The organism is Roseovarius sp. MS2 (genome assembly GCF_051447875.1).
Classification (GTDB): Bacteria; Pseudomonadota; Alphaproteobacteria; order Rhodobacterales; family Rhodobacteraceae; genus Roseovarius; species Roseovarius mucosus_A.
In genome coordinates, this window is the sequence record NZ_JBKHVF010000003.1 from 108,359 (window position 1) to 131,903 (window position 23,545).

Consider the following 23,545-nt stretch of genomic DNA (forward strand, 5'->3'; position numbering starts at 1 on the left):
CCCATGGAAGAAATCGGCGGCCAGGCATTACACCCTAAATGCCTAAAGTTATTGTGGGAGGTCACCGTCTCCAAAGAGGTTTGGAAAGAGCCGCTCTCGATAATCCAACGGAAACGCCAACCGAACCGGCGTCTTCGGCGAGGCGGACGTCATGTATCCGGCGGCGGTCAGTTTACTCAGCGTGTTGCGAGCAGTACGCTCGGACGTCTTGAGCACAATCTGCGCATCGCCTCGTTCCAGTGCCCCATGCCGAAGAACCGCCGAGATTAGTTCCGGCGCTCGCTTGTCATCGATGGTATCTGCAACAAGACGACGATACCGTTGGTCTAGTCCGCCGAGATCGAACAATCTTGCTGAGAAGGTGATCTGGTCGAGCGTCACCTTTAGGAACCATTCACTAAACGTCTTCAGTGCCGCTTCTGACAGGTTCCCCCGTCCGTCGCGGTCTCCGCGGCGTGGACTGTCGGCCAGATCCATCATCCGTTTGTACTCGCCCCGGTCGGTTAGCCCGCGGGCCAGCCCACGTGATACGGACCAGAGCCCTTGGCCACCAATCCCCGCTGTGAGGGCCATGGCATGAGACATCAGTCTGCTGACACGGCCGTTACCATCCGGGAAAGGGTGGATGTAGTTGAGCCGGTGATGCGCAGAGGCGATCGCGATGATCCGTCCGCTCGAAGACCGCGCCGCAATCTGAAATCGTTTGTCGAAATGGTCCATGAATGCCGCGACGCGCGACGATGAAGGAGGTAGGTGGCGCCCGACCGCAACTTCCCGATCATCATCCTGGCGCATGCGTCCCGGAACGATGGGCTCTTGTGTGCCGTCGGGATGTTCGATGACCCGAAACTCATCCGGCATCTCGTCGTAGAAGCTCTTATGGACCCAAGTCAGGAATTCGACGGATGTGGGGCGGGGCAGGGTGCCCTTGCGATGCATCTCGTCGATGGCCCGTTGAACGATGACGTGCGCCCGGGCCTCAAGGGCGAGGGGACGGGTTTCTTCCTCAAGCTCGGCACCAGCCAGCGCCCTTTCGATGTCGCGGGGGCGCGTGTTGTGTCCTTCGATCAGGTTGGAGTAGTAGCAGTTCATCACACGGACGAGATCGGCAAGTTCGGCTGCGCTGTCAGGATGCAACCCTTGTCCCAGCCCGGTGGCTTCCCTCTGGATGTCGACCGAAAGGTCTGCCAGTTCTGTGGGAATATGCTCCTCGAAGAAGCAGGGTTCGATCCTGGCGGGTGTTTCCAGCATTTTTGCCGATCTTCCATGTTTGCAAAGTAATTGAAAAATAAACACATTTCGTACTTTCAAGCAAGGTTTTGCCGATATGCGTTGCCGATCTTGCCTGCCGATCTGGAATTGCTGCATGAAATCAATGGCTTCGGCAGAAGGGCCGGGCTTTTCGGTTTTGTTGTGTGCCCAAAGGGGCCGGAAAAAGAAAAAGTGTTCTTCGGGTTTTGTGACTGACGGATGAGGGCCTTTGGGGTCCCTCAGATGGGTCCGGGCCGGGTTCCGGTCTGCCGTTCCGGATGAAGGGCATTCCTATGCAATCAGGTGTCTTGCGCGTGCTCCGCGCAACCGCCGCCTCCTGGTGGCGGCATAGAGAGCTGCGCCGAACTGGCCAGACGGCGCTGGCACAGCGGCTCGAACGCCAGACCGTCCTGCGTGATCTCGGCTATCTGAAGCAGGCGGCGTCATTGCCAAACGCGCATGTGATCTGCGGGGAGGGTGGGACATTCCTCCATCTCGGTTGGACCACCGTGTCGACCTTCGCGCCGATCGAGCGCTTTCCCTTGGCCGCCCTCGCGGTCGCACGAGGAACGCCGTTCATCGATATCCGATCCGTCACCGATGTCACCGCCTTCGCGAACTTGCCGTGCGTGGCGCGGGACGGATCGGTCGACCCTGACCCTTACGGTCCTGGCAGGTCCGTCTCGCTGACCACCTACATCGACATGGTCGAAGCCCTCGGTGCCAGGATCGCCAACGATCCGCGCCCCCGCCAGTCAACCTGATCACCATTCCCTCTCACCAACACTCGAAAGGAGGCCAGCCATGGCCCGATCCCGCACGCCCAAATTCGATGCCTCCGAGGTCATCACAAACGAAATCATCCGCATCATCGAGCGCGGCGTCCTGCCGTGGCGCAAGCCATTGACCGCAGGTGGCAGCTCTCGTCCCCTGCGCGTGGGCGGAGAACCCTACCAAGGGGTGAACAACTTCCTGCTGACGATGCGGACCGTGATGGCGGGCCACAGCTCTCCCTTCTGGATGACGCTGCCGCAAGCCAATGCGTTGGACGCAAAGGTCCGCAAGGGCGAGAAGTCCTCTGTCGTCGTTTATTACGGCCAAAGCCGGAAAGACGCGGGCGGCGAGGACGACCGCAGCGATGGCGATGATCGCTCCGAGGAAGCCCGCATCTTCCGCTTCCAGAAATCCTACCGCGTGTTCAATGCCTGCCAGATCGATGGCCTGCCCGACAGTTTCTTCCCCGACCCGGAGCCCGTGCCCGAGCATGCGCCGTCCGAGCCCATCCCGCACATGCAGGCGTTTTTCGATGCCATCGACATCATGACCGTCTTCACGGGCACGGAGGCGTACTATTTGCCCCCCGTGGACAAGGTCTACATGCCATCCATCACGCGGTTCCAGGACCCGCGCAATTTCTACGGGGTCTGGGCGCATGAGCTGGCCCATGCCACGAAGGCCCCCCATCGACTGAACCGTGATTTCGGATTCTCGAAGTTTGGCAACACGTCCTATGCGCGCGAGGAGATCGTCGCGGAATTGACCTCGGTGTTCCTGGGTCAGACGCTCGGCTTCACGGCGCATACGCTCGAGATGAATGCCGCCTATCTCCACAACTGGTTGCGCGTTCTTCGGTCGGACAAGGGCGCGATCTTCCGGCACGCCGCGGATGCGCAGCGCGCCTGCGACTATCTGATCGCCAGATCGGAGACGGGCAGGGCAGGGGAGGGCGCTGAGGCAGCATGACCTATGCTTTGCCGCAACGCAGAAAATGGCAGCTTCGAGCCCGGTGCGCCGAATGCTGCGACTTGCATGAGTGACCGCTTCCCGAAAGGGCGAAATGCGTCAGTTGCTTGGAAGGCCGGGTTCAGTGGCGTGGAGACTTTCCCGTTGCGACACGGCTGCCCACCAATCTGCAAGCTTTGAGTAAGCCTTCAATGCATTAGCACCTTCTCGTGCTTGAACAAAGTAAGCGATCATCGGTGCAAGGTGGCAGTCTGCAAGGGTGAAACTCTGACCATCCAAGATGCCCCCCTCTTTTGCGATACTATTCAGTGCACTTAGTACGACGTGAGACGCATCGATTCCCGCCCGGATCTCAGCTTCATCTGCCCATTCACCTGCAGCAGGCCGAAAAACTCGATGGGCAAAAACCTGTCGGACCATAGGGCGATAGCCGTAACTATCGACAATTGAGACCACCTGCGTGACGCGTGCCAATGTCTTAGCTTTGGCTGGCATCAACTCCGGTCCCCCGAAGGCCGCATTTACGTACCGAGAGATTGCGGAAGTTTCGAATACATCAAACTCACCATGGCTCAGAACAGGCACCCGACCAAAAGGATGGCGCTTGAGATAGTCTTCCGAGACATCCGGTGCGAAAGGATCAATCTCGTCAGTTTCGTACGCGACGCCCTTTTCGTGCAGCACGACGCGCGCAATGCGGTTGTAAACACTGTAGCGATAGCCGCGAAGAATAACTGAATGTTCCATCTACGCCTCCTACCATAACAAGTATCCGTGCAAAAAGCCGCCATCGAAAGCATGAGGTCCAGTGGCTGCAAGGTCCGCAGAGCGGACTATTGGAACTGTTTGGTTCGGGCAGGTTTGGACCGGGTTCCTCCGCCGGGCGGAAAAGAAAAAGCGGGCTTTGAGAAGGGTGTTTCAACTTCTCAAAGGAGATCCACATGTCCATGACCGTCCAAACCCAGCCAGACCGTCCAGATCCGACCGTGATCGCGACACAGAACGACGCGTTTCGCAAGCTCGCGTGCCTTGGGGTGGCGCCCGCGCAGCCCACCCAGGGCCGAATGCATGTCGCCCGCTCGCTTATGGAGGCCGGTGACGGCTTCATGGCCGAGGCGGTGAAGGCAACCGGTGCGTTCGGTACATTCGAGCCTGAGAATGATCCCGAGGGATGGCACGATTTTGGCGCGGTCGAGATCCGGGGCGAGACCGTGTTCTGGAAAATCGATCTCTATGAGGCAGATTCGGATTTCCGCTACGGGGCCGAGACCCCGGACAATCCTGCCACAACCATGCGCGTGCTGACCATCATGCTGGCGCGTGACTGGTAGGGTAGGAGGGCTTCCCAAAGTGCCGATCTGAAAACTCAAGGCCCACTGACCCCTCAAAGGGAAAGTGGGCCTTTTGTCTTGGTGATCCCTGAAGCCGGGGATTGGTCACGCGCAAGCGCGCGGGCCGCATCTCACCCACCTGGAAGGATATCCCATGACCACAAGCTTTGCCCCTCTCACCGTCGCCATCGGCGATCTGGTCCCGCATCCAGCCAACGTGCGCAGCAACGCGCCGGAAACTTATGACCCCGAGAACATCGCGTATCTGAAGGCCAGCATCGCTGTGCTGGGCCTGCTCCAGCCGCTCTTGGTCCAGAAGCTTGACGGCAAATACGCTGTCCTTGCCGGTGGCCGGCGCCATGCCGCGCTGAAGGAGCTGATCGCCGACAAGGCCACCAAGGGGTTCACTGCGAAAACCAAGGTCGACTGTCGCCTTGTCCCAGACGACTGCGACGTCACCACGGCGCTGTCGCTCGCCGAGAACATTACCCAGGCGCCGATGAACGCCATTGACGAGTTCGAGGCTTTCGCGCGGATGATGGAGGTCGACGGCCAGACGCCCGAGACCATCGCAAAGACCTTCGGCACCACGGTGGCCGCCGTGAAAGGCCGGTTGCGCTATGGCCTGATCCACCCCGACATCCGCGCCGCAGCCCGGGGCAAGGTGATCACGCTCGACACGATGAAGGCCTTCGCCGAGCACCCGAGCCAGGAGGCGCAGCGCGAGGTCTTCGAGGCGCTCACGAAAGACGGCGGCTATCTGCAGGCCTACACCGTCCGTCAGGCCCTCAAATCCCGCGGCGTGCAGGTCAGCGATGATATTGGGGCCTTTGTGCGCGCGGACTACGAGGCGCGGGGCGGTGCTGTCGCGGCTGACCTTCTGGAAGAGCATTCCGTGCTTGAGGATGCAGCACTGGTCGAGACCATCCTGCTCGAGAAGCTCGGTGCCGCCGCCGAAGAGGCCCGTATGAGGCTGGGCTTTGCCTGGGCCGATGCGATGGTCCGCTATGATTACGCGACCATGGCGGACTATGGCCGCGTCTATCCCAGCCCGATTGAGCCGGATGAAGCGGCCCAGAAGCGCATCGATGAGATCACCGCAGAACTCGAGAAGCTGCAGCTCGAGATGGAGGATGAAGGGCTCGAGGACGGTGCCTACAATGCCCTTTACGAGCGCGTGGACGCCTTGGAAGAAGAAGTGCGCGATCTGCAGGAGGCCTACAGCGCCGAGGACCTCGCGCGGTCCGGGGTGATCGCGTCGTGGCAGGGTGGGCAGGTCACGCTCCATGTTGGCCTCGTCCGCCCCGAGGACACCGTGAAAGTGGAAGGCGCGCGCGGCTCGTCGGTCAACCCGACGGGGGAGGAGGCACCGGACGCCGGCGAAATCACTTATCCTGCCTCACTGGCCGAGGACCTCAAGACCGAGCGGGCCATGGCCCTCGGCGCCGCGATGGCGCTGCATCCGGAGGCCACGCTCGATCTGACGCTCTTCAAGCTGGTCAGTGACGTTCTGGCCAGCGGCATGAGTGTCACGCAGGCGATCAAGATCGAGGCCCGCAAGGAATACCGCAGCCATGCCAAAATGGACGAGATCGACGAGACCTCGCTCGAGCAGGTGGCGGCGGCGCATGATGCGCTGGACCTCTCCTGGCTCGATGACACCCGGTCCCCTGCCGATCAGTTCGCGGCGTTCCGCGCGCTGGAGGCAGGCGAGAAGGCCAAGCTCGTCGCCTATGCGACCGCCAGCACGACGCAGTCCTGCTTCGCACGGGACCGCCAGCGCGACAGCCTGATGCATGACTTCGAGATCGAGATCATGCCCGACATCCGCGCCCATTGGACGCCGAATGCGGCGCTCTTCAACCGCTTCAAGAAGGCCTGGCTCCTGAAGATCCTCGGCGAGGATTTGGGCCTGGCCCAGGAGGCGGTGACGCTGGCCTCGTCGAGCAAGAAGGAGATCGTCGCCTTCTGCGACAAGCTCTTCGCCGAGCCCTTCGCCACGCTCACGGACGCGCAGCGCGCTGCCGTGGCCGCCTGGTGCCCGCCGATGATGCAGACCGCCGGTGTCGCTTTTGATGACGCGGAGCCCACTGCGGAAACCCCGGAGCCTGACAGCGAGATCGCGCAAGCGGCCTGAGTCCTCACGCGACCCGCGCGAGGCGCAATGCCCGCGCGGGTCCATCTTCCAACACCGAACAGAAAGACATCCCCATGGCTATTCTCAAGTTCTCTGCCTCCGCTGTTGCGGCGCAGATCGCCCATGCGCGCGCCTGCAAAACCTTCCTGCCCAACTGGAACGGGCCCGTGGACAGGCCGGCCCTGATCCTCATCGTCGGCAATGGTGTGCATCTGCGCTCAAACGGCATCGATGGCACGACAACCCGCATCGTCACGACCGAGCAGGCAGATCCCTCCTTCGCCTTCGCCGACGGCATGAACCCGTTTCGCGACACTGACTGGATGGCGCAGCGCCGCATGGCGTTTCGTGATCTGACTGGGCAGTTCTACACGGACATCCTGGACGATGTGCAGGTGCTCATCGACCGGGGGCAGGGGGCCATCCGGCTCGCCACCGATGGCCAAAGCATCCGCGTCTTCGTGCGCCGGGCCTCGGACTATCTCATCGGCGGAACCTACGAGGTGCCCTCGGGCCTCGGCGGCACCTTCCGGGTCATCCTCAAGGATGCCTGCGATACCTTCGCGATCGTGCAGAACTGCGGCAATTGCGAGGATTTCGACGCCATGCAGCCCTACCGCGTGCCGCTCGATGCATTGATGGAAATCGATGACCGGAGGGCGGCATAATGGGATGGCTCTTCTACACCGATCGCCGCGTCCAGACCTACGCGGACGAGAAAGCGGAGATTGCCCGGCTCTGCACCTTTGAGGGCGACACGCGCAAAACCGAACTGGTCAAGGCCTGTAAGGTCGGCTCCACCTGGTATGCAGCGGCTAGGGTCACCAATCGCGACGGCACCCCTGTCGAGGACGCGACCTATGTCACCGATGCGGATGGCTCCATCACTTTCGGAGCTGTCTTCCTCACCCGATACGATGACGGCTGCTGGGGCTACAAGGACATGGAGGAAAGCGCTGGCCCGAACGAGTCGCGTGCTCCCCTTGGGCTGATCGAGCTCCTCTCCGACCTGAAAGATCTCGACAGCTACGCCCATGACTGGCGCCAGCGCTGCCGGGATTGGGCTGCGATCCCGGACTACCAGGAAGGCGACAAGATCAGGCTCGCCGCGCCCGTGACGCTCACCGATGGCAGCACCTGCCAGATCGTCACCGCGACGCACTACAGGCGGGGCCGGCAGAAACGCCGCTGCTACCGCATCGAGGAAACCGGCGGGCTCGTACGCCTGTCGAAGGCCTCGCTTGCGGGCTCGGAGCTGCTCAGCTCCGCAAAAGGCGAGGCCAGTCCTGTGCTGGCGGAGTACCTGGCGGGGCAGGGTGGCTGAGTTTCCCGCTGAGACAACACCACGGGACCACGCGCGCGCATACTGCCGACTTGAATTCGTATCTCAAATGAGATACATCACTCCCATCAACTGGAGGACCATCCATGCCTGCCCAAACATCCATGCTTCATGTCCGTGTTGACGATCAGCTGAAAGCACAGGCTTCGGACGCACTTGCGGGCGTCGGTCTGACGCTCTCCGACGCGGTGCGTATTCTTCTGACCCGCGTGGCCGCAGAAGGCGGCTTGCCTGCCGGATTGACTTCTGATCCGGATGCCTATGACGCCTGGTTCCGGGCGAAGGTACAGGAAGCGCTGGACGATCCTAGGCCCACAACGCCCCATGCCAAGGCGATGCAAGACGCCCAGGCGTTGATTGACGGGAAGCGCCTTGCCAAATCTTGAATGGAAAGCCACGGCCATCGCCGACTTGCTGGCAATCATTGACTACATTTCCGACGACAACCCGGATGCCGCCCAAGTTCTCAAAGATGAGATTGAACACAAGACGTCCCTTCTTCCAGAACGCCCTCAAATGTATCGTGCGGGCCGTGTCGATGGGACCCGGGAGATGGTTGTTCGGCCAAACTACATCGTGGTTTATGTTGAAGGCCCTGAGATGGTGACCATTTTGCGCGTTCTTCATGCTGCGCAGCAGTGGCCATGATCGGGGTGCAGGCCCCCCGCTAAGAAATTGCCCGCTCTACGCCTTCAAAGTGTAGAGCGGGCTTTTTGTCCTTTGGAACTCAGACCCTGATCCAAAGGAAATCCCCATGTCCAAGCCCCGCTCAACGCTCCCCAATCCTGTTGAATCCGACGCTAACCTCACCTCTGCCCTCGCGCAAATCGGCACGGAGGTCGATGACCAGCCCCTGCGCAGTTCAGCGCTCGCGCGTATCATGCGCGAGACGTTTCATGGCAGCGATGCCGGTGGCGCCTGGGACTGGCGCATGGCCTATGACATGATGCAGGCAGCGGCCATCCAGGTGCTTCTGCGTGGGGCCGGTGCCACAGCAGACATCGCCAACGCAAAACTCCTCGCCTCACGTCTCCTTACGGAAACCCGCCGGTCAGAGCAGCAGATCCGGCTACAGCAGTTTTCCACGCCGCTGCCATTTGCGGCGCTGGCCTTGCGGGCGGCAGCCGTTCGCAAGGGCGAGACCGTGCTGGAGCCCTCGGCTGGCACCGGTGCCCTGGCAGCTTTCGCCGCCCGGGCCGGTGCCACGCTTTTGCTCAACGAGATCGACCCCTTTCGCCAAAGCCTATTGCGCGCGGTTTTCGGCGGCGAGGTCACAGGCCATGACGGCGAGCATATCGACGATCTGCTGCAGACGCCGGTTCTACCCGACATCGTGGTGATAAACCCGCCTTTCGCCTCCTCGGTCGATCGCTCCCGCGACAAGCACATCGCCGCCAAACATCTCATTGCGGCTGCAAAGCGTCTCGCGCATGGCGGGCGGCTGGTGGCGATCATGCCGCCGGGGTTCGCGCCCGAACGCGATGCTGCAAATTGGTCACGCGCCTGCGGTCTCATGACGCCGCGATTGGCGTTGACGATGCCGGGGCAGGTCTACCGCAAGCTCGGCACCTCGGTCGAAACCCAGCTCATGGTCTTCGACAAGGTGCAGAAAGACGGCGAGATGATCCGCGCCACGGTTCAGCACCTGGATGAAGCCCTTCCTTTTGTCGACGCCGTGGCCGCAACCCGGCCCGAGGCGCGCCCCGTACAACAGGCGGCAGCGATCCCTTGCGGGCGGCCGACTGTTCCCTCATCTGCCCCGCGGAAGACCGCCGGTGCGCCTTTCGCCGTCACCAAACCCCGGGCGAATGCCGTCCGCCCGCTCAGCTTCACAAGCTTTCAGACCCCGCGCGACAACACGCCCGTCTCGGACATCTATGCGCGCTACCGCCCGCAGCGGATCGAGATCGCGGGTGCGCAGGAACATCCCACGCCGCTTGTCGAAAGCATCGCCATGGCCTCGGTTGCCCCGCCCATGCCCTCAAACACGGGCAGTGATGACTTGCGCCTGCCCGCACGGTTGATCGAGGAGGGAGATCTTTCCGAGGCACAGCTCGAGACCATCATCATGGCGCATGATGCCCATGGGCGCGACCTGCCCGGTCGCTTCACCATCGACGAGGACCAAACCAAGCTGACGCGCGTCGATGATGACCCGGACGCACGTGCCTATCGCCTCGGGTATTTCCTCGGGGACGGAACCGGCTGCGGCAAGGGGCGCGAATGCGCCGGGCTCATTCTGGTGAACTGGCTGGCCGGGCGCAGGAAGGCGATCTGGGTTTCCAAATCCGCGACGCTCATCGAGGACGCGATCCGCGACTGGACCGATCTCGGCGGCTCGCCCGCCGACATTCAGCCGCTCTCCAAATGGAAACCGGACCAGCCCGTCCCTATGGGTGACGGTATTCTCTTCGTCACCTACGCCACGCTGCGGTCCGCGGGCAAATGCGGTACCACGCGACTGAGCCAGATCCTCGAGTGGATGGGCGAAGACTTCGATGGCGTGCTGGCTTTCGACGAGGCCCATGCCATGCAGAACGCCGCCGGGTCCGAGCAGGGCAGGGGGGTCAAACCCTCGCAGCAGGGCCTTGCGGGCCTGCGGCTGCAACTCGCGGCCCCGCGCGCCCGCGTCTTTTACATCTCGGCCACGGGCGCCACGAGCGTGCACAACTTGGCCTATGCCGCGCGGCTGGGGCTCTGGGGGCAGGGCCCCGAATATCCCTTCCCGAGCCGCGAGAGCTTTGTGTCGGCGATGGAAGCCGGCGGCGTTGCCGCCATGGAGGTGGTCGCGCGCGATCTCAAGACGCTCGGGCTTTACACAGCGCGTGCCCTCAGTTTTGATGGCGTGGAGTATGACGTGCTCGAACACGCGCTCACTCCGGCCCAGATCGAGGTCTATGACGCCTACGCGGGTGCGTTTCGGACGATCCACCACAATCTCGAAGCCGCGTTGACTGCGACCGGCGTCAACGACGCCTCTGGTGAGACCAATGCCTCGGCCGCACGCGCCTCGGCCAAGTCCCGCTTCGAGAGCACGAAACAGCGCTTCTTCAACCATCTCCTGATGGGCATGAAGGCTCCAAGCATTATCCACGCCATCAAGGACGATCTGGCGGCGGGCAAGGCTTGCGTCATCCAGGTTGTTTCGACAGGTGAGAGCCTTCTCAAACGCCGACTTGAGGCGATGGACCCGGAGGATGAACTCGTCGAGGGCGCGCTAACGCCGCGCGATTACGTACTGGGCTACCTCGAACAGGCCTTCCCGATCCATGCGCAAAAGCTCGTGGAGATCGATGGCAATATGGTGGCCGAGCCGCTCCGCGATGAAACTGGCGCGCTGGTCGTCTCGCGCGAGGCGCTCGCCCTGCGCGATGCGGCCATGATGGAGTTGATGACGCTGGCCCCGATCCCCTCGGCGCTCGATCAGATCCTCTGGGCTTTTGGCGACGAGGCCGTCGCAGAAGTCACGGGGCGGTCCATCCGGCCCCTCAAGGCCGAGGATGGTCATCTCTTCATCGAAAAGCGCGCCGCCAGCAGCAATTCATCCGAAACCCAAGCCTTCATGGACGGCGAGAAGGATATCCTTATCTTCTCCGATGCAGGCGGTACGGGCCGGTCCTATCACGCGGCGCAAACGGCGAAGAACCAGAAACGGCGGCGGCACTATCTTCTGGAGCCCGGCTGGCGCGCGGATGCGGCCATCCAGGGGCTCGGGCGCACGCATCGCTCGGCTCAGGTCAGCGCGCCCTTCTTCCGGGTCTGCACCTCGGATGTGCATGGCGAAAAACGTTTCACCTCGACTATAGCCAAACGCCTCGACCAGCTGGGGGCCTTGACCAAGGGTCAGCGCGAGACCGGCTCGCAGGGCATGTTCCGGGAGGAGGACAATCTCGAAAGCCCGATCGCGCGGGCGGCGCTGCGTGGGTATTTCGCCGATCTTGCCGCCGGGCGCGCTGAGGCGATGAGCTACGAGAGCTTCACCGATTGGACCGCCCTGCGGCTGATCGACAAGGACGGGGTGCTTCTCGAGGAGCTTCCCCCGATCCAGCGGTTTCTCAACCGGGTGCTTGCCCTTCCCATCCACATGCAGAACGCACTCTTTGCCGAGTTCATGCGCCGGATCGCTGATCAGACCGAACGCGCGCGCGCGGCGGGCACGCTCGATCTCGGCGTGGAAACCCTGCGTGGCGAAAAGATCGAACAGGTCTCCACAGAGGATCTCTGGACCTGCCCGAAATCCGGCGCCGTGACGCGAATCATTGGGCTCAAGGTGACCGACCCAGTGTATGTGCTGGGCGCCGAAGAGGTCATGTCGCGCAATCCGGACAAGCTACCCATGGTCAATCGCGCCTCCGGTCGGGCGGCGCTGATCTCGGCGCGTCCCATGCAAATGTATGACGAGGACATTGTCACAATGATGCGCAAGGCGGTGAGGCCAAACGGGTCGAGCTATCTGGAGGAGACGCGGTTCGAGTCCTCGGCCTGGGAAGATATCGGAAGGCCTGAGTTCGCAAGGCTTTGGGATGCCGAGGCTGCGTCCCTGCCAAAAACCACCACGACCAAGCTCTACCTGCTGACTGGGCTCTTGTTGCCGATCTGGAAGGACATTCCGACCACCAATGAACGCATCTACCGGGTCACGCCTGACGGGGCGACGGCGATGATCGGGCGCACGCTGAGCGAGGAAGGGGCGGCAGCGTTGTGCGTCCGCTTCCTCGTCTCCAATCCGCAAACGCCGCAGGAGATGTTGACCGCCGCCCTCGGCACCACCGCACCTGTCGATCTGGGCCGGGGTCTGACCCTGACCCGTCGCCGGGTCGCAGGCGAGATGCGCCTTGAGTTGTGTGGCGTGGACAGGGGCATGATTGATGGCCTCAAGGCCCTCGGCTGCTTCACCGAGATCATCGCCTTCCAGCTACGGGTGTTCCTGCCGCATGGGGATGGGATCGACACGAGGGGAATTCTGGCCCGGATCGTTGGGCAGGGAGCCGCTAGAGCTGCAGAACAAGCCGCCTGAAAAGTCAAAGCGGGCTGTGGGCCGGGCGTCGCGGATCTGGATTTCACCGGTCTGCGCGTTCCGGGCGCGCGCAGACCAATGCCACGCCCGGTCCCCCCAAATTCAGACGAGAGGACAGACCCATGACCAATCCCCAGATCGATTATGCCGCAATGGCGGCTCAGTGGCGCGCGGAGCGCGAAACCACCTTGAAGGCATCCCGAACGGAGCTGCTCGCGCAACTACGTGCGCTTGGCATCAGCGAGGTCACTGCCGAATACGAAGGCTATGGCGACTCCGGCAATGTCGAGGATGTGACGGTGCAGCCTGCAGAGGTCCAACTGCCTGAGCCGCTTGCCACAGAGGTTGGCGACTTCGCCTGGTCGCTCGCCTATCATCATCACCCGGGGTTCGAAAACAACGAGGGCGGCTACGGCACGCTGTCCTGGGACATCACCGCCGACAGTATCACCTTGGATCATGCCGACCGCTATGTCGAATGCTCGCACAGCTATGTCGAGGGTCTTTGAGATGGCCCATCCGCTTCATCATGCCGAAAGCTCTGCCCGGAAATTCGGCGGGGTGCCGTCTGACTATCAGGCTGTGCACGATTGGTTCGATGCCTCGAAAGAGCATCTCGCGCTCTTCACGCACCGAGCCATGCGCCACCACGCTCAAGGCCTGTTCGAGGCCGAACGTGTCTTCGGCCTGACCCTGACCAATAGCGCTGGTCGAGAAATCCCCGTGCGCTGGATCGGCGAGCAGCATGTCCGCGAAGACTGTCAGGGCCGCATTCCGAGCATGGCGGACTGGCTGCGACGGATCCAGCCTGAGCCATGGATGGCCAATGGCCATATCGACCGGCATTCTGGCGATGAGCCCTGCGGCGACCCAAGGGTTGCCTGGGCCTCCGAGGTCGCCGCCGGACGAACGGTTCTTGGCCTGAAGGATTGGATGGCGGCACGCGCGACGCAAGCCGCGCAAGGTGCCTGACAGATCTCGGTCGTTTGCCAAACGAATGCTGCATGGAAGCCCGGTTGGACGACCGGGCTTCTTGCGTCGTTTCCCCACCATTCTTCGTAAGGAGGACGCCATGACACTCGATGACATCAAGGCGGCCGTCGATGCCGGCCAGACCGTGCATTGGGCCAATACCGGCTACATTGTCCACAAGGACAGGCTCGGTCAGTACCTGATCACCTATCAGCCGAACGGTAGCTGCATCGGCCTGACCGACCGGAGCGGGCACCGGTTGAACGGAAAAGAGGCGGAGTTCTTCATCGCGCGATCGGAGGACAGCGCGGAAAATCCGGGCAGCCAATCAAGACCAGACGGGCAGGGGAGGGGCGCAGCACCCGGAGGCGCGGGGGCATTCCCACTCGGACGGCAGCTCTGACCCGTGGGCGGAGCTGAAAGGAAAGCAGGCTTTCTGATTTGTGATCCCTCAAGGGGTCGAGAAAGCAATCCCGGATGCGCTGGCAAGGACGTCAGGCACCGGCCAATCCAAAAGGAACCATCCTATGTTCGCAGGAACCCTCACCCGCAATGTCGAGACCGCAGCCGCCGAGTACACCGGCATGATCCACTCGACGCGCTTTGACATCGCCATCCAGCTCGAGGCACGGGCCAAGATGTCTGAACGCAGCCCGGATTTTGACGTGACGGCAGTCAACAAATCAGGCCGCAAGGTGCGTATCGGCACGGCCTGGAACGAGACCGGCAATACCAGCGGCAACCCCTACATCTCGATGCAGATCGATGTCGGCCTCGGCCCGTTCCGGGTCAACGCAGTGCAGACGAAAGAGGCGCGTGCGGCCCAAAGCGGCGCGTTCGAGATCATCCCGCTGGTCTCGAACGGCCTGATGAAATCCGGCTCGATCTCGGGCGAGCTCACCGCCATGGACGCCGACAACGCCTTCACCGGCTACATCGCCAACATGATGTTCGATCTGGAGTTCATGCTGATCGAGAACAGCTACAAATCCGAGGAGACCCACCCGGATTACCGGATCGAGGTCAGCTCGCCCCGGGGCACACCGATCCGCGTCGGCTCGGCGTGGATGGCGAAAAGCAGCCGCACGGGCAATGACTACCTGTCGCTGCTGATCAACACGCCCGATGGCGATCTGCGCGTCAACGCCGTGCAGAACGAAGAACAGCGCGGCGGGCAGACCTTCTCGATCATCCCGTTCATCGACAGCGGTGAGCAGCCGCAGGACGCAGGCGCGGGGCTCTCCTTAGTCGCCTAATCGGCGCGTGGGGGGAGACGATCTGAACCGAAAGGGGAGCCGTGGGATCACGGTTCCCCTTTTTCCATGTCCGTTTGCGTGAAGGACGCCACCCGCTTGCGATCAGGTGCAAATGTGATACAATAATATATTAACGTAATATCGAGGGCGGGCGCGTGGCGGTTAGATCGGGGACGGTTTCATGGTTCGAGAGCTTTGATGTTGAGGTAGAGGTTGAAGATCTCCTCACTCATATCGAGCGCTGCACCGGATTTGCGCTACCCGCCCAACAGCGCGCCGTCATCATGTCCCATGCGACGGCGAAGCTCGATAAGAACCGGCAGGCATATCTAGAGGCCAAGGCAGCAGGAAAGTCGGTATCCACCTCGCGGCGTGCGTATCTGACCGACCTGCAGGACACGATCTTCATGGCGATCCCGGAGGAAAACCTCGCGCGGATGCCGCTAAGCGAGCAAGTTCTGAACGATCCCGAATTCTACGCGGACGCCATGCATAGCGCCGCCGCGATCAGCGAGGATGAGCTCTTCATGGCGTTGTCCTCATCGCTGAACGATATGACGGTCCAAGACGCTCGGGCGTTTGTCTCGAAGCTGTGGCACAGCACGATCGATGACAATGCCCGCAAATACGCCGAAGCCCTGAAGCGCCCCGAGCGTGAAATCATGCCGCTGCGACCGGGGAACACGGTGTAAGATCGAAGCGATTCTCCTGGCTTGAGCCGTACCGAGGTTGGCCGCCTCAAACCCCCCTTTCCCGGAAGGGGCACCCTGTGCAGCGCGCGAAAGCTGTTGAAGGCGCTGTGGGGACGTCTACTGTCGCCAACATGATGAAACGGGATCACATGCGCGCTTTCTTGCGGCGCGCCGCGGCGCTTGTCGCCTTTGTCGCACTGCTCTGGGCGGTTCACCTCCTCAATTGGATCATCGGTTACGGCTTGAACCCGGCCTTCGGCCTGATCCCCCGGCACGTAAGCGGATTGGATGGTGTCATCACCATGCCCCTCCTGCATGGAAGCTTCGCGCACCTTATGGCCAATACGCCGCCGCTATTGGTGATGGGTGGGCTGCTGGTGGCAACGACCACGCGAGCCTTGCTGCCGGTGAACGCCGTGGTGATCGGCCTCGGCGGCGGTCTTGTCTGGCTGTTCGGAAGCTCGGCCATCCATATCGGCGCGTCAGGGCTCGTCTTCGGCTGGTTTGGCTTCCTCGTCGCGCGCGGCCTCGTGGATCGCTCACTGATCACGCTGGGCGCGGCACTGGTGGTCGGTTTGCTCTACGGCTCCATTCTCTGGGGCGTTCTTCCGGGTCAGCCTGGCGTCTCGTGGGAGGCTCATCTGTTCGGCGCTTTGGCCGGCGCGGCCGCTGCATTTCTTGTCCGAACGCATGTCCATGCGCCGCGTCTGGGCGACGTCGATCTGGACTGAAGCCGTACGCTAGGCATTGAGCGGCCACTAATGAACTACCGGCGCGCTACGGTGAGGCTCCGGCGAAACGGTCGTTCATACTCTCAACGATGATGTGGACGCGGCATTGCCCAAGAAGGATGCCTCGCGTAGGCAAGAGCCTTGCGGAAAGAAAAATGCGTAATCGGGTGACAATCTCTTGAATCCGTCATAAAAGTACGAAATCGGTCGAGGGCCGGACTGGAGAAATTTGTGCGCAGCGAGCTGATCGTCGAACTTGTAAAGGCCGGAGTTTCCGGTAACCAGGATGCCGTCCGGGTTACCGCCGAAGCCATTGCGGCTGAGGAGCGCGCGAAGAAACACACTGGCGTCGCTGATCGTATTGCCAAAGCGGTTTCTGCTGCGCCTGTCTCCAACATTCCTGGACGCCCGGCCAACGGCAGCCCAAGAGTTCGAGATGGCTCGGGCGGAATTGATCGCCGCCATCCAGAGCGAGCGTTGTCTCAGCTCTATCTGACCCAAGCAAACCGAAATGCGTGCCTTGAACTGATCGAAGAGCAGGCGCGCGCTGATGTACTAAGGGCACATGGATTTGAACCCCGGCATCGGCTGCTGCTTGTTGGTCCGCCCGGCAACGGCAAAACGTCGTTGGCGGAGGCCATAGCTTCTGAGCTTGCCTTGCCATTGTTCGTCGTTCGATATGACGCGGTCATCACCAGCTACCTCGGTGAAACCGCTCAAAGACTCCGGAGGCTTTTCGACTATGTCCGAACCGAACCCTGCGTCCTATTCTTTGACGAGTTTGACGCGATCGGCAAAGAACGAGGCGACTTGCACGAAACCGGTGAAATAAAGAGACTGGTCACTTCGCTGTTGCTGCAGCTTGACGATCTCCCATCCTACTGCGTTCTGGTTGGAGCCACCAACCATCCCGAGCTACTGGATCGCGCGACTTGGCGCAGGTTCGAAATCCGTCTGACGCTTGATCGCCCAGATGATGAGCACATGACGACCTATTTTGCTGAGCGGCTTCGGGAATTCGATGGTCCGGCCGGATATACGCCGAAGCGTCTCAGAGAGGCGGTAGCGCCGCTCAGCTTTTCGGAAGCCGAGACCTTTTTCCATGATTTACATCGTCGCTGGGCTCTTGCGCAGGGACGCATAACATTGAGAACATTGATCAACGATCGAATACGTGCCTGGCACAACCATTCCGGCCGAGCACCAGAAAGTGATTCCCATGACCGAGCGACCGATCCTCCCCCTTCCGATTAGAGAGCGGCCGACACAGCGTATCAAAGGTTCTCCACCCAAAATGCCCCGTCCGCGGGGTGCCGCAGGTGGTCACACGGTTCAGGCTGAGCGCTTTGGACGAGAATTCTCACGCCTAGATCAAGCTTTTCAAGGCGAGGATGCCGCTGTCTCGCTTCGGGCGGATCCTGCCGGAATAGCGCCCGAGCGCGCGATGGTGTTTGTCTCTGCCGTTCCAATCGCAAATCTTATTCGGGTTGCGCGCGATGCAGGTATCGAAGTGCTTACGGAGGTCGACCTCGAAGACGATTACGCACTCCCTGGCAGGATGCCAATCGATGGAATCGAGTTCGCAAATCCAACTCTATATGCAACGATGCCCACTGAAGGCTCATTGCAGACCTTACGTCGGCTTTGGCGAACTTACAGGCGAGGTGAAGATCTTCCGGACGGTCAAACTCCTTGGCGTAATCTCTTCGACCTTTTGGCTGAACTCCGTCCTTGGGGACCAGCAGATCGTTTGACACTTGAGGCACGAGAGATCATTCGTGATCGCTTGCCCTTCGACGACGAAGTTGCCGTGAACCTCGAGCTCGAGATTTGGCCAACGCGCAGTGATGAGCGCCGAAATCAGTGGCGACGAGAGGCTCAAGCGCGGGTTGAAGCTTTCGGGGGCAACATAATTGCACGTAGCATAATCTCCGAAATCGATTTTGTTTACGACGCTCTACTGGCATCGATGCCCGCTGGTGCGGTCCGAGAGATGCTGAACAATCCAGCGGCGCCGGAAGGGCTGGCGACGTTGGACGGCCTGCAATTTATTTTACCTCAAACCATAGCCCAAACGATACCGGTTGAAGATGAAGCGGGGGACGCTGGGCCGGGGGATGATCCTGCAAGTCGGCGTGACGCTCAATTTGACCCCGAACTCCCAGCTCGCGCACTGCTGCTGGATGGCACTCCCATTGCGGCACATCCTGATCTGAACGATGGCGTATACATCGAGGATGTACACGATCTTGTGCGCCTGTCTCAGGTTCGGCAGCGTCGTCATGCTACCTCAATGTCATCGTTGATTCTTCGAGGCGATTTGAACGCTGATGGTGTACCAGTTTCCGACAGCAGACTTATTTCGATTCCCGTGCTTGTTGACAATGACAATACTGCGGTTTCTCCCGAAAGTCGCCTATTCGTCGACGTGATCCATACAGCGCTTGTTGCGGCGTTAGAGGGCCAAAACCCAATTGCTCCCGATGCTTTCGTCGTGAATCTCTCCATCGGCGTGATGAATGGGCATTTCACTGGCCGCTTAAGCGCCTTGGCCCGGTTGCTTGACTGGTGGGCATATCGAGCCGGCGTTCTTTTTGTCGTATCGGCTGGAAATGTTGGCGATGCTTTAACAGTCTCCGGGATCAACGCCACCGCATTTGAGGATGCGGCCATCGAGGCTCGTCAAGCGATGGTGGATGAAGCACGGCGAGCGCAACGGCATAGGCGAACTCTGCTATCTCCAGCAGAAGCCATGAACGTGCTTACGGTTGGTGCCGCTTCGACAAGCAGCGCCGCCAAGGGTTCTGGCATTCTGCCAGCTGGCGTACTTGCTGTTCATGACGCAGCATCGGTGGTTCCAGCGGTTTCGTCGGCGGCTGGTCCTGGAGCATATCGCGCCATCAAACCCGATGTAATAGCAGTCGGCGGCCGTCATGACGTCCGCGCTTCTTCCATAAGCGGAAATCTAAACCTTCGGGTAGCAAATGCCCTTCCTGCGTCCGGTCTCCTAGTCGCTGCGCCACCGCATTCGTCCGCAGTATCTGGCCGACGAGCATGGGCATGTGGCACAAGTTGTGCAGCTGCGCTCACTACCAGATCCATCTTGCAAGCAGCCGCTGCATTGACAGGGCCAGACGGCGCCTATGAAGGACAAGAACTCCCTCGACGCGACATGGCGCTTCTGACGCGAACCCTGACCGTCCACGGGGCTCGTTGGCCAGAAAGTGCAGCAGACCTTCGCAGCTCCCAAATGGCGTCAGGCAAGAATCATGAACATGCCGGTGCTGAGGTCCTGTCTGGATACGGTTATGGCCTTGTGAACGAGGACCTTATGAGCGAAGGGCCGCCGAAGGGAGCGACGTTGGTCGGCCTCGGCACAGTCCGCAAAGATGGTGCACGAGTCTTTGAAATGCCGTTGCCACAGTCATTGTCAAATGACCGGGTGCATAGATCGCTCCTCGTCACACTTGCTTGGTTTTCTCCTATAGATGTCGCGCGTGCAAGGTACAGGCTCGCACGCCTTGAGGCCGTTGCTGCTGATGAAGGGGACGAACCAGATAACGAATGGCGACTTAAGATGAAGGGTGACGTTCCGACGTCAAATGCTATTGCCAAAGGAACCGTTTGGTCCCGTCGGCTATCCCACGCGCGCGTCTTGACCCCTCATTTGGCGGAGATGCGATCATACCAATCCGAGTACAATGCAGCGACTCTTCGGGTGGCGGCCTGAGCCCAGACGAAGACATCCGCTTCGCGATAGCTGTTACGCTGCAACTCGCGATTGATACCCGTTACGACATCCACACAGAAATCGAGAACCGCTTGAGGATACGGCAAACACAGTAGCTGTAGAGATATTTGGCGCAGCAAGATTGAAAAGATCACGACACTCACGTTTTTTAAGATGAACATCGGATATGACAAAGTGCTGCGACGGAAAAACCGCAGGTCCGATTCCCGCCCATCACGTCGAATGCTTGGACAAGTAATCCGTGTAGTCTGCAGCGGCGTCGCCAGCGCATCAACCTTGGGCTAAGCCTTGCGGCCTCCCCAGCTCGGCTTCGCGTGTCGCAGGGGAGAACGGCCCTTCGGTCCGTCGCGCATTCGGCCATGCGGCCTCACCGCGGCGTCGCGCCTGGCATCCCGGTTTGCCCGCCTCGCGAGCACGTCCCTCCCCGGCCGCTCCGCCGGATTGCGCTCTGGTCTGTTTTGGCCCGAGGCCAAAACGATCCCGCCGCTCCATCCGTCTCCCGCGTCCAGTTGGTCCGTTTGCCTGCTCGGGTCGGGCAAACCTACCGTCAAAACACACACACATGAGCGCGGAAGCATATCCTCCGGATGGCCCCCAAATCAGCCCGCGTCAAGGATCGCAAAACTTTTCGGCGAGGGCGGAGCCTTTGGCGCGAGGCGGTCCCGTGCGTGAGGGTGCGCGTGTGTCGGTTGTTGCGCACGGAAAACTTTTGCGCCCGGCAAGCCGGCGGCTGCGCCGTCCCTGACCCGGGCAGATTCGGAAACCAGGCATTCGGCCATGCCCCACACTCACGTGGTGGCCTAGGAACCGAACACTGGAGACCAGACATGGCTTACGACACCGCAAACACCTACGAGACCATCGAGCTTTTCGGACTGACCGAGAAGGACGCGCAGCTGCCGATCCCGGAAGATCACATCCTGACCGACCGCATCATCCGCGAGAGCTTTGAGGCTTTGCTCGGTCAGCTGCGCGGGACCGGGCTTGAAGCAGAGATCGAACCGCTGGCCCATGGGCTCGCCACCATCCTGCAGCGCCGCAAGGTGGCGCTCGGTAAGGAGGTCGACCGCACCGCCGACAAGATCGGTGCGCTGGCAAAATCCCACGACGGATCGGAGATCGCCGAGACCGCGATTGAGGAGGCGCAGGCGCGCTTTGTGCAGCTGCGCGAGATTGTCAGCGCCATCGAGGTAATGAGCGAGGCAGCGGCGGAATGCTACGAGATCGAGACGGGCCACGCCTTCATCCCGGCAGCCGGGTCGCGCGCAAGCGTCCAGGCGAAAGAGACCGGGGCGGTCTTCGAGGCGCGGCAGCTCCTGGAGCAGCACGATCGCGAAACCGCCGAGAAGTCGAAAGTCGAGGGGTGCCCCTGATCGTCTCAGGCGCCACCGACTGGACCGATGTCGATGTGATCTTCAACACGCTCGACAAGGTTCGCGAACGGATCAAGCAGAACCGCAACCAGGAGATCTTCCTCTGCCACAAGGTGGCAAGCACGGAGCGGAGATGATTGCGGCTCGCTGGGCCCGGGCACGGGGTGTCGCGCAGGCGCGCTTTGATCCTCGCTGGTCCGCGCATGGGCGGGCGGCACCGTTCAAGTGCAACGACGAAATGCTGGACGACAAGTTCGCGGCGACGGGGGTTGTTCTCTTCGGAGGCAACGGGGTCGCGCTGAACCTCGGGCAGAAGGCGGAAGCGAAGGGCCTGACGGTCATGCGGGTTGCTGACCCGGCGAAGAAGACTGCGCAGGATTGAAGAGAGGGGGTCGCGCTTGGCGCGGCCCTTTCGTCATGTCTCATGGCGCGTGCGATCGGTCACGCGTGATCGGCAGTCTGCGGCGGCCAGCACCGTTATCCCTCTACCAAGTCCGTCAGAGTGCGGCCCATCCGCATCGGTACGGGTTGGGGATGGTGCGCACCTCACGCACATCGTCAGCATCGCAAGACACGAAGGCTCGAAACGTCGCACTTGAGGCTGAAGACTTGCGCGTCCCTCGGGTGGTGTTTCGGAACATGGCACTCACGCGAGCGGGCTTCGTCAGCACCCCGGCCAGGCTCGGCGGGACGAGGACGCGGATGGTGGCGTCGGCGTGATGGCAAGGATCATCCGGCTCTCTCCTTTTTGCTCATAGATGTGGATCGCACGGGGTCGGCCCAATCGTGCCCTGCGCTTCGCTCCGGCAAGCACAAATGCGGCTTCCACGGCTGGCCGCGGACCCTCCGCATTTGCGCTTGCGACCGGGCCTCTTGCCCCCGTGCCGGGTGATCCCCATCGCAACAAGGAGTAACCCAAATGACCAACCACTACGTCGCCACCGTCCCGTCAAGTTCACCGATACCGATGGCCAGGAGCGCACCCGCTTCCAACGGTCGGCGCGATGTTCCGCAACACTCGCAACGGGGACGGCTCGGAGTTCTTCAGCTCAAGCTCGACTTCCCGGTCGCGGTCTCGGAGCTGGTGATGTTCCCGCCGAGCGCGAAGATCCCCAGGACTAAATCCTCTGACGAGGATGGCCGCCCAGCACGATCTTGGGGCGGCCCGATCCCTGTCCAGGGATGCAGGTCCCTGCGCGTTCAACGGACGCACTCCGCCGGAATGACCAGGCCGCGACAGACCGGCCAGTCAGCCTCAAGGGGCCATCCACAAAAACCTATCGGCCAGGGCCTCCCGGTTTTTGCGGCAGAGATTTGCAAGCCAAATCTGGCCCTCCTTGACCCTGACAGTCCGCCCTGTCGGTGGGGTTTGCGCCCGCCCGCGGTTCCGTCCGAACACATGCGTGTTCGGCCAGACCCTCGGCGGGGCTGGAGAAGGGGCCTTTGAGGCTGGAGGCTGTGCTGGTGGTGAGGGCGGCAGAGCCGCGTCCCTGCGGGCCGCGGGGAAGCGGACACCAAGGCTGCCTGAGCCTGAATGCGACGTAAGTATATAATTGACAGGTTGGTATATATCGTAAGGTAGGGGCAGCCTTGGTGGAAGGTGGCAGGAAATAGGGGGTCTTTCTTCGCATGTCTCGCTCAAAACGCCTCATCGATGCGGAGCGCATGGAGATCGTTCGCGAGGCTGCGGAAGGCGTTTCCACTTCAGTGCTGGCGGAACGGTTTGGCGTGTCGGTGCGGGCGATTCAGTACACGCTCAAAGCAGAGATGCCGAGCGCCAGACGGATGCCGCAATTCCGGTCTCAGCGGTCAGTGTGAAGGTCACGGCTGCGGAGTTGGCGGCGCTCGACGAGGTGCTGGCGAAGGCGGGGATCGAGAGCCGGGCCGAGGGGTTGCGGCGGCTCATTCAGGCGGCAGGCGGGGTGTTCGTTCCAGACGCGCAGTTGGCG

General features: G+C 61.4%; 19 protein-coding genes and 2 pseudogenes. 19 read left to right on the plus strand and 2 right to left on the minus strand.

Features of this window, described 5'->3' with window-relative positions; genetic code table 11:
- Positions 1–48: 48 nt before the first annotated feature.
- The gene (locus ACLGGT_RS21175; RefSeq protein ID WP_045685466.1) at positions 49–1,251 is read right to left on the minus strand and encodes a Fic family protein; all 1,203 of its coding nucleotides are present in this window, start codon (positions 1,249–1,251) and stop codon (positions 49–51) included.
- Between the two features lie 293 nt (positions 1,252–1,544).
- On the opposite strand from ACLGGT_RS21175, the gene ACLGGT_RS21180 reads away from it, so the two are divergent.
- Together ACLGGT_RS21180 and ACLGGT_RS21185 are read left to right on the plus strand one after the other, a co-directional pair.
- The gene (locus ACLGGT_RS21180) at positions 1,545–2,015 is read left to right on the plus strand and encodes a hypothetical protein (RefSeq protein WP_437197596.1); all 471 of its coding nucleotides are present in this window, start codon (positions 1,545–1,547) and stop codon (positions 2,013–2,015) included.
- Positions 2,016–2,055: 40 nt separating this feature from the next.
- Positions 2,056–2,994 carry an ArdC family protein gene (locus tag ACLGGT_RS21185; protein WP_437197597.1) on the plus strand — a complete coding sequence of 313 codons (939 nt, stop codon included), beginning with the start codon at positions 2,056–2,058 and terminating at the stop codon, positions 2,992–2,994.
- Between the two features lie 99 nt (positions 2,995–3,093).
- On the opposite strand, the gene ACLGGT_RS21190 is transcribed toward ACLGGT_RS21185, so the two are convergent.
- Positions 3,094–3,741 carry a glutathione S-transferase family protein gene (locus ACLGGT_RS21190; protein WP_008279832.1) on the minus strand — a complete coding sequence of 216 codons (648 nt, stop codon included), beginning with the start codon at positions 3,739–3,741 and terminating at the stop codon, positions 3,094–3,096.
- 194 nt (positions 3,742–3,935) lie between these two features.
- Between ACLGGT_RS21190 and ACLGGT_RS21195 the strand changes: the two genes are divergently transcribed.
- From ACLGGT_RS21195 to ACLGGT_RS21275, 17 genes and pseudogenes are all read left to right on the plus strand, one after another.
- Positions 3,936–4,325, plus strand: a complete 390-nt coding sequence (locus tag ACLGGT_RS21195) for a DUF3768 domain-containing protein (protein ID WP_437197598.1) — start codon at positions 3,936–3,938, stop codon at positions 4,323–4,325.
- Positions 4,326–4,479: 154 nt separating this feature from the next.
- A complete protein-coding gene (locus tag ACLGGT_RS21200) occupies positions 4,480–6,462 on the plus strand; it encodes a ParB/RepB/Spo0J family partition protein (protein WP_437197600.1) in 1,983 nt (660 codons plus the stop codon).
- A 74-nt stretch (positions 6,463–6,536) separates the two neighbouring features.
- Positions 6,537–7,130: a regulator gene (locus ACLGGT_RS21205; protein WP_437197602.1), complete on the plus strand. Its 594-nt coding sequence runs from the start codon at positions 6,537–6,539 to the stop codon at positions 7,128–7,130.
- Positions 7,130–7,786, plus strand: coding sequence for a DUF6927 domain-containing protein (locus ACLGGT_RS21210; RefSeq protein WP_437197603.1), 657 nt, complete (start codon positions 7,130–7,132; stop codon positions 7,784–7,786). The genes ACLGGT_RS21205 and ACLGGT_RS21210 overlap by 1 nt, the downstream gene beginning before the upstream one ends.
- A gap of 104 nt (positions 7,787–7,890) precedes the next feature.
- Complete coding sequence (locus tag ACLGGT_RS21215; protein ID WP_008327444.1) at positions 7,891–8,190, plus strand: type II toxin-antitoxin system RelB/DinJ family antitoxin; 300 nt, start codon at positions 7,891–7,893, stop codon at positions 8,188–8,190.
- Positions 8,177–8,452, plus strand: coding sequence for a type II toxin-antitoxin system RelE/ParE family toxin (locus ACLGGT_RS21220; RefSeq protein WP_040884151.1), 276 nt, complete (start codon positions 8,177–8,179; stop codon positions 8,450–8,452). The genes ACLGGT_RS21215 and ACLGGT_RS21220 overlap by 14 nt, the downstream gene beginning before the upstream one ends.
- Before the next feature lie 106 nt (positions 8,453–8,558).
- Complete coding sequence (locus ACLGGT_RS21225) at positions 8,559–12,821, plus strand: strawberry notch-like NTP hydrolase domain-containing protein (RefSeq protein WP_437197605.1); 4,263 nt, start codon at positions 8,559–8,561, stop codon at positions 12,819–12,821.
- Positions 12,822–12,943: 122 nt separating this feature from the next.
- Positions 12,944–13,330, plus strand: a complete 387-nt coding sequence (locus tag ACLGGT_RS21230) for a DUF6878 family protein (protein WP_437197514.1) — start codon at positions 12,944–12,946, stop codon at positions 13,328–13,330.
- 1 nt (position 13,331) lies between these two features.
- Positions 13,332–13,793, plus strand: coding sequence for a DUF6915 family protein (locus ACLGGT_RS21235; protein ID WP_084615404.1), 462 nt, complete (start codon positions 13,332–13,334; stop codon positions 13,791–13,793).
- Between the two features lie 100 nt (positions 13,794–13,893).
- Positions 13,894–14,196 (plus strand): hypothetical protein, encoded by a 303-nt coding sequence (locus ACLGGT_RS21240; protein ID WP_437197515.1) that lies wholly within the window; start codon positions 13,894–13,896, stop codon positions 14,194–14,196.
- A gap of 124 nt (positions 14,197–14,320) precedes the next feature.
- The gene (locus ACLGGT_RS21245; protein ID WP_437197516.1) at positions 14,321–15,049 is read left to right on the plus strand and encodes a DUF736 family protein; all 729 of its coding nucleotides are present in this window, start codon (positions 14,321–14,323) and stop codon (positions 15,047–15,049) included.
- 155 nt (positions 15,050–15,204) lie between these two features.
- Complete coding sequence (locus tag ACLGGT_RS21250; RefSeq protein ID WP_437197517.1) at positions 15,205–15,741, plus strand: hypothetical protein; 537 nt, start codon at positions 15,205–15,207, stop codon at positions 15,739–15,741.
- 149 nt (positions 15,742–15,890) lie between these two features.
- Positions 15,891–16,472 (plus strand): rhomboid family intramembrane serine protease, encoded by a 582-nt coding sequence (locus ACLGGT_RS21255; RefSeq protein ID WP_437197607.1) that lies wholly within the window; start codon positions 15,891–15,893, stop codon positions 16,470–16,472.
- 231 nt (positions 16,473–16,703) lie between these two features.
- Positions 16,704–17,726: an AAA family ATPase gene (locus tag ACLGGT_RS21260; protein ID WP_074647065.1), complete on the plus strand. Its 1,023-nt coding sequence runs from the start codon at positions 16,704–16,706 to the stop codon at positions 17,724–17,726.
- A 190-nt stretch (positions 17,727–17,916) separates the two neighbouring features.
- Positions 17,917–20,202, plus strand: a complete 2,286-nt coding sequence (locus ACLGGT_RS21265; RefSeq protein WP_437197606.1) for a S8 family serine peptidase — start codon at positions 17,917–17,919, stop codon at positions 20,200–20,202.
- An 848-nt stretch (positions 20,203–21,050) separates the two neighbouring features.
- A pseudogene (locus tag ACLGGT_RS21270) lies at positions 21,051–21,978 on the plus strand (DUF2493 domain-containing protein).
- A 1,247-nt stretch (positions 21,979–23,225) separates the two neighbouring features.
- Positions 23,226–23,545: pseudogene (locus tag ACLGGT_RS21275) on the plus strand (helix-turn-helix domain-containing protein); the annotation flags it as partial.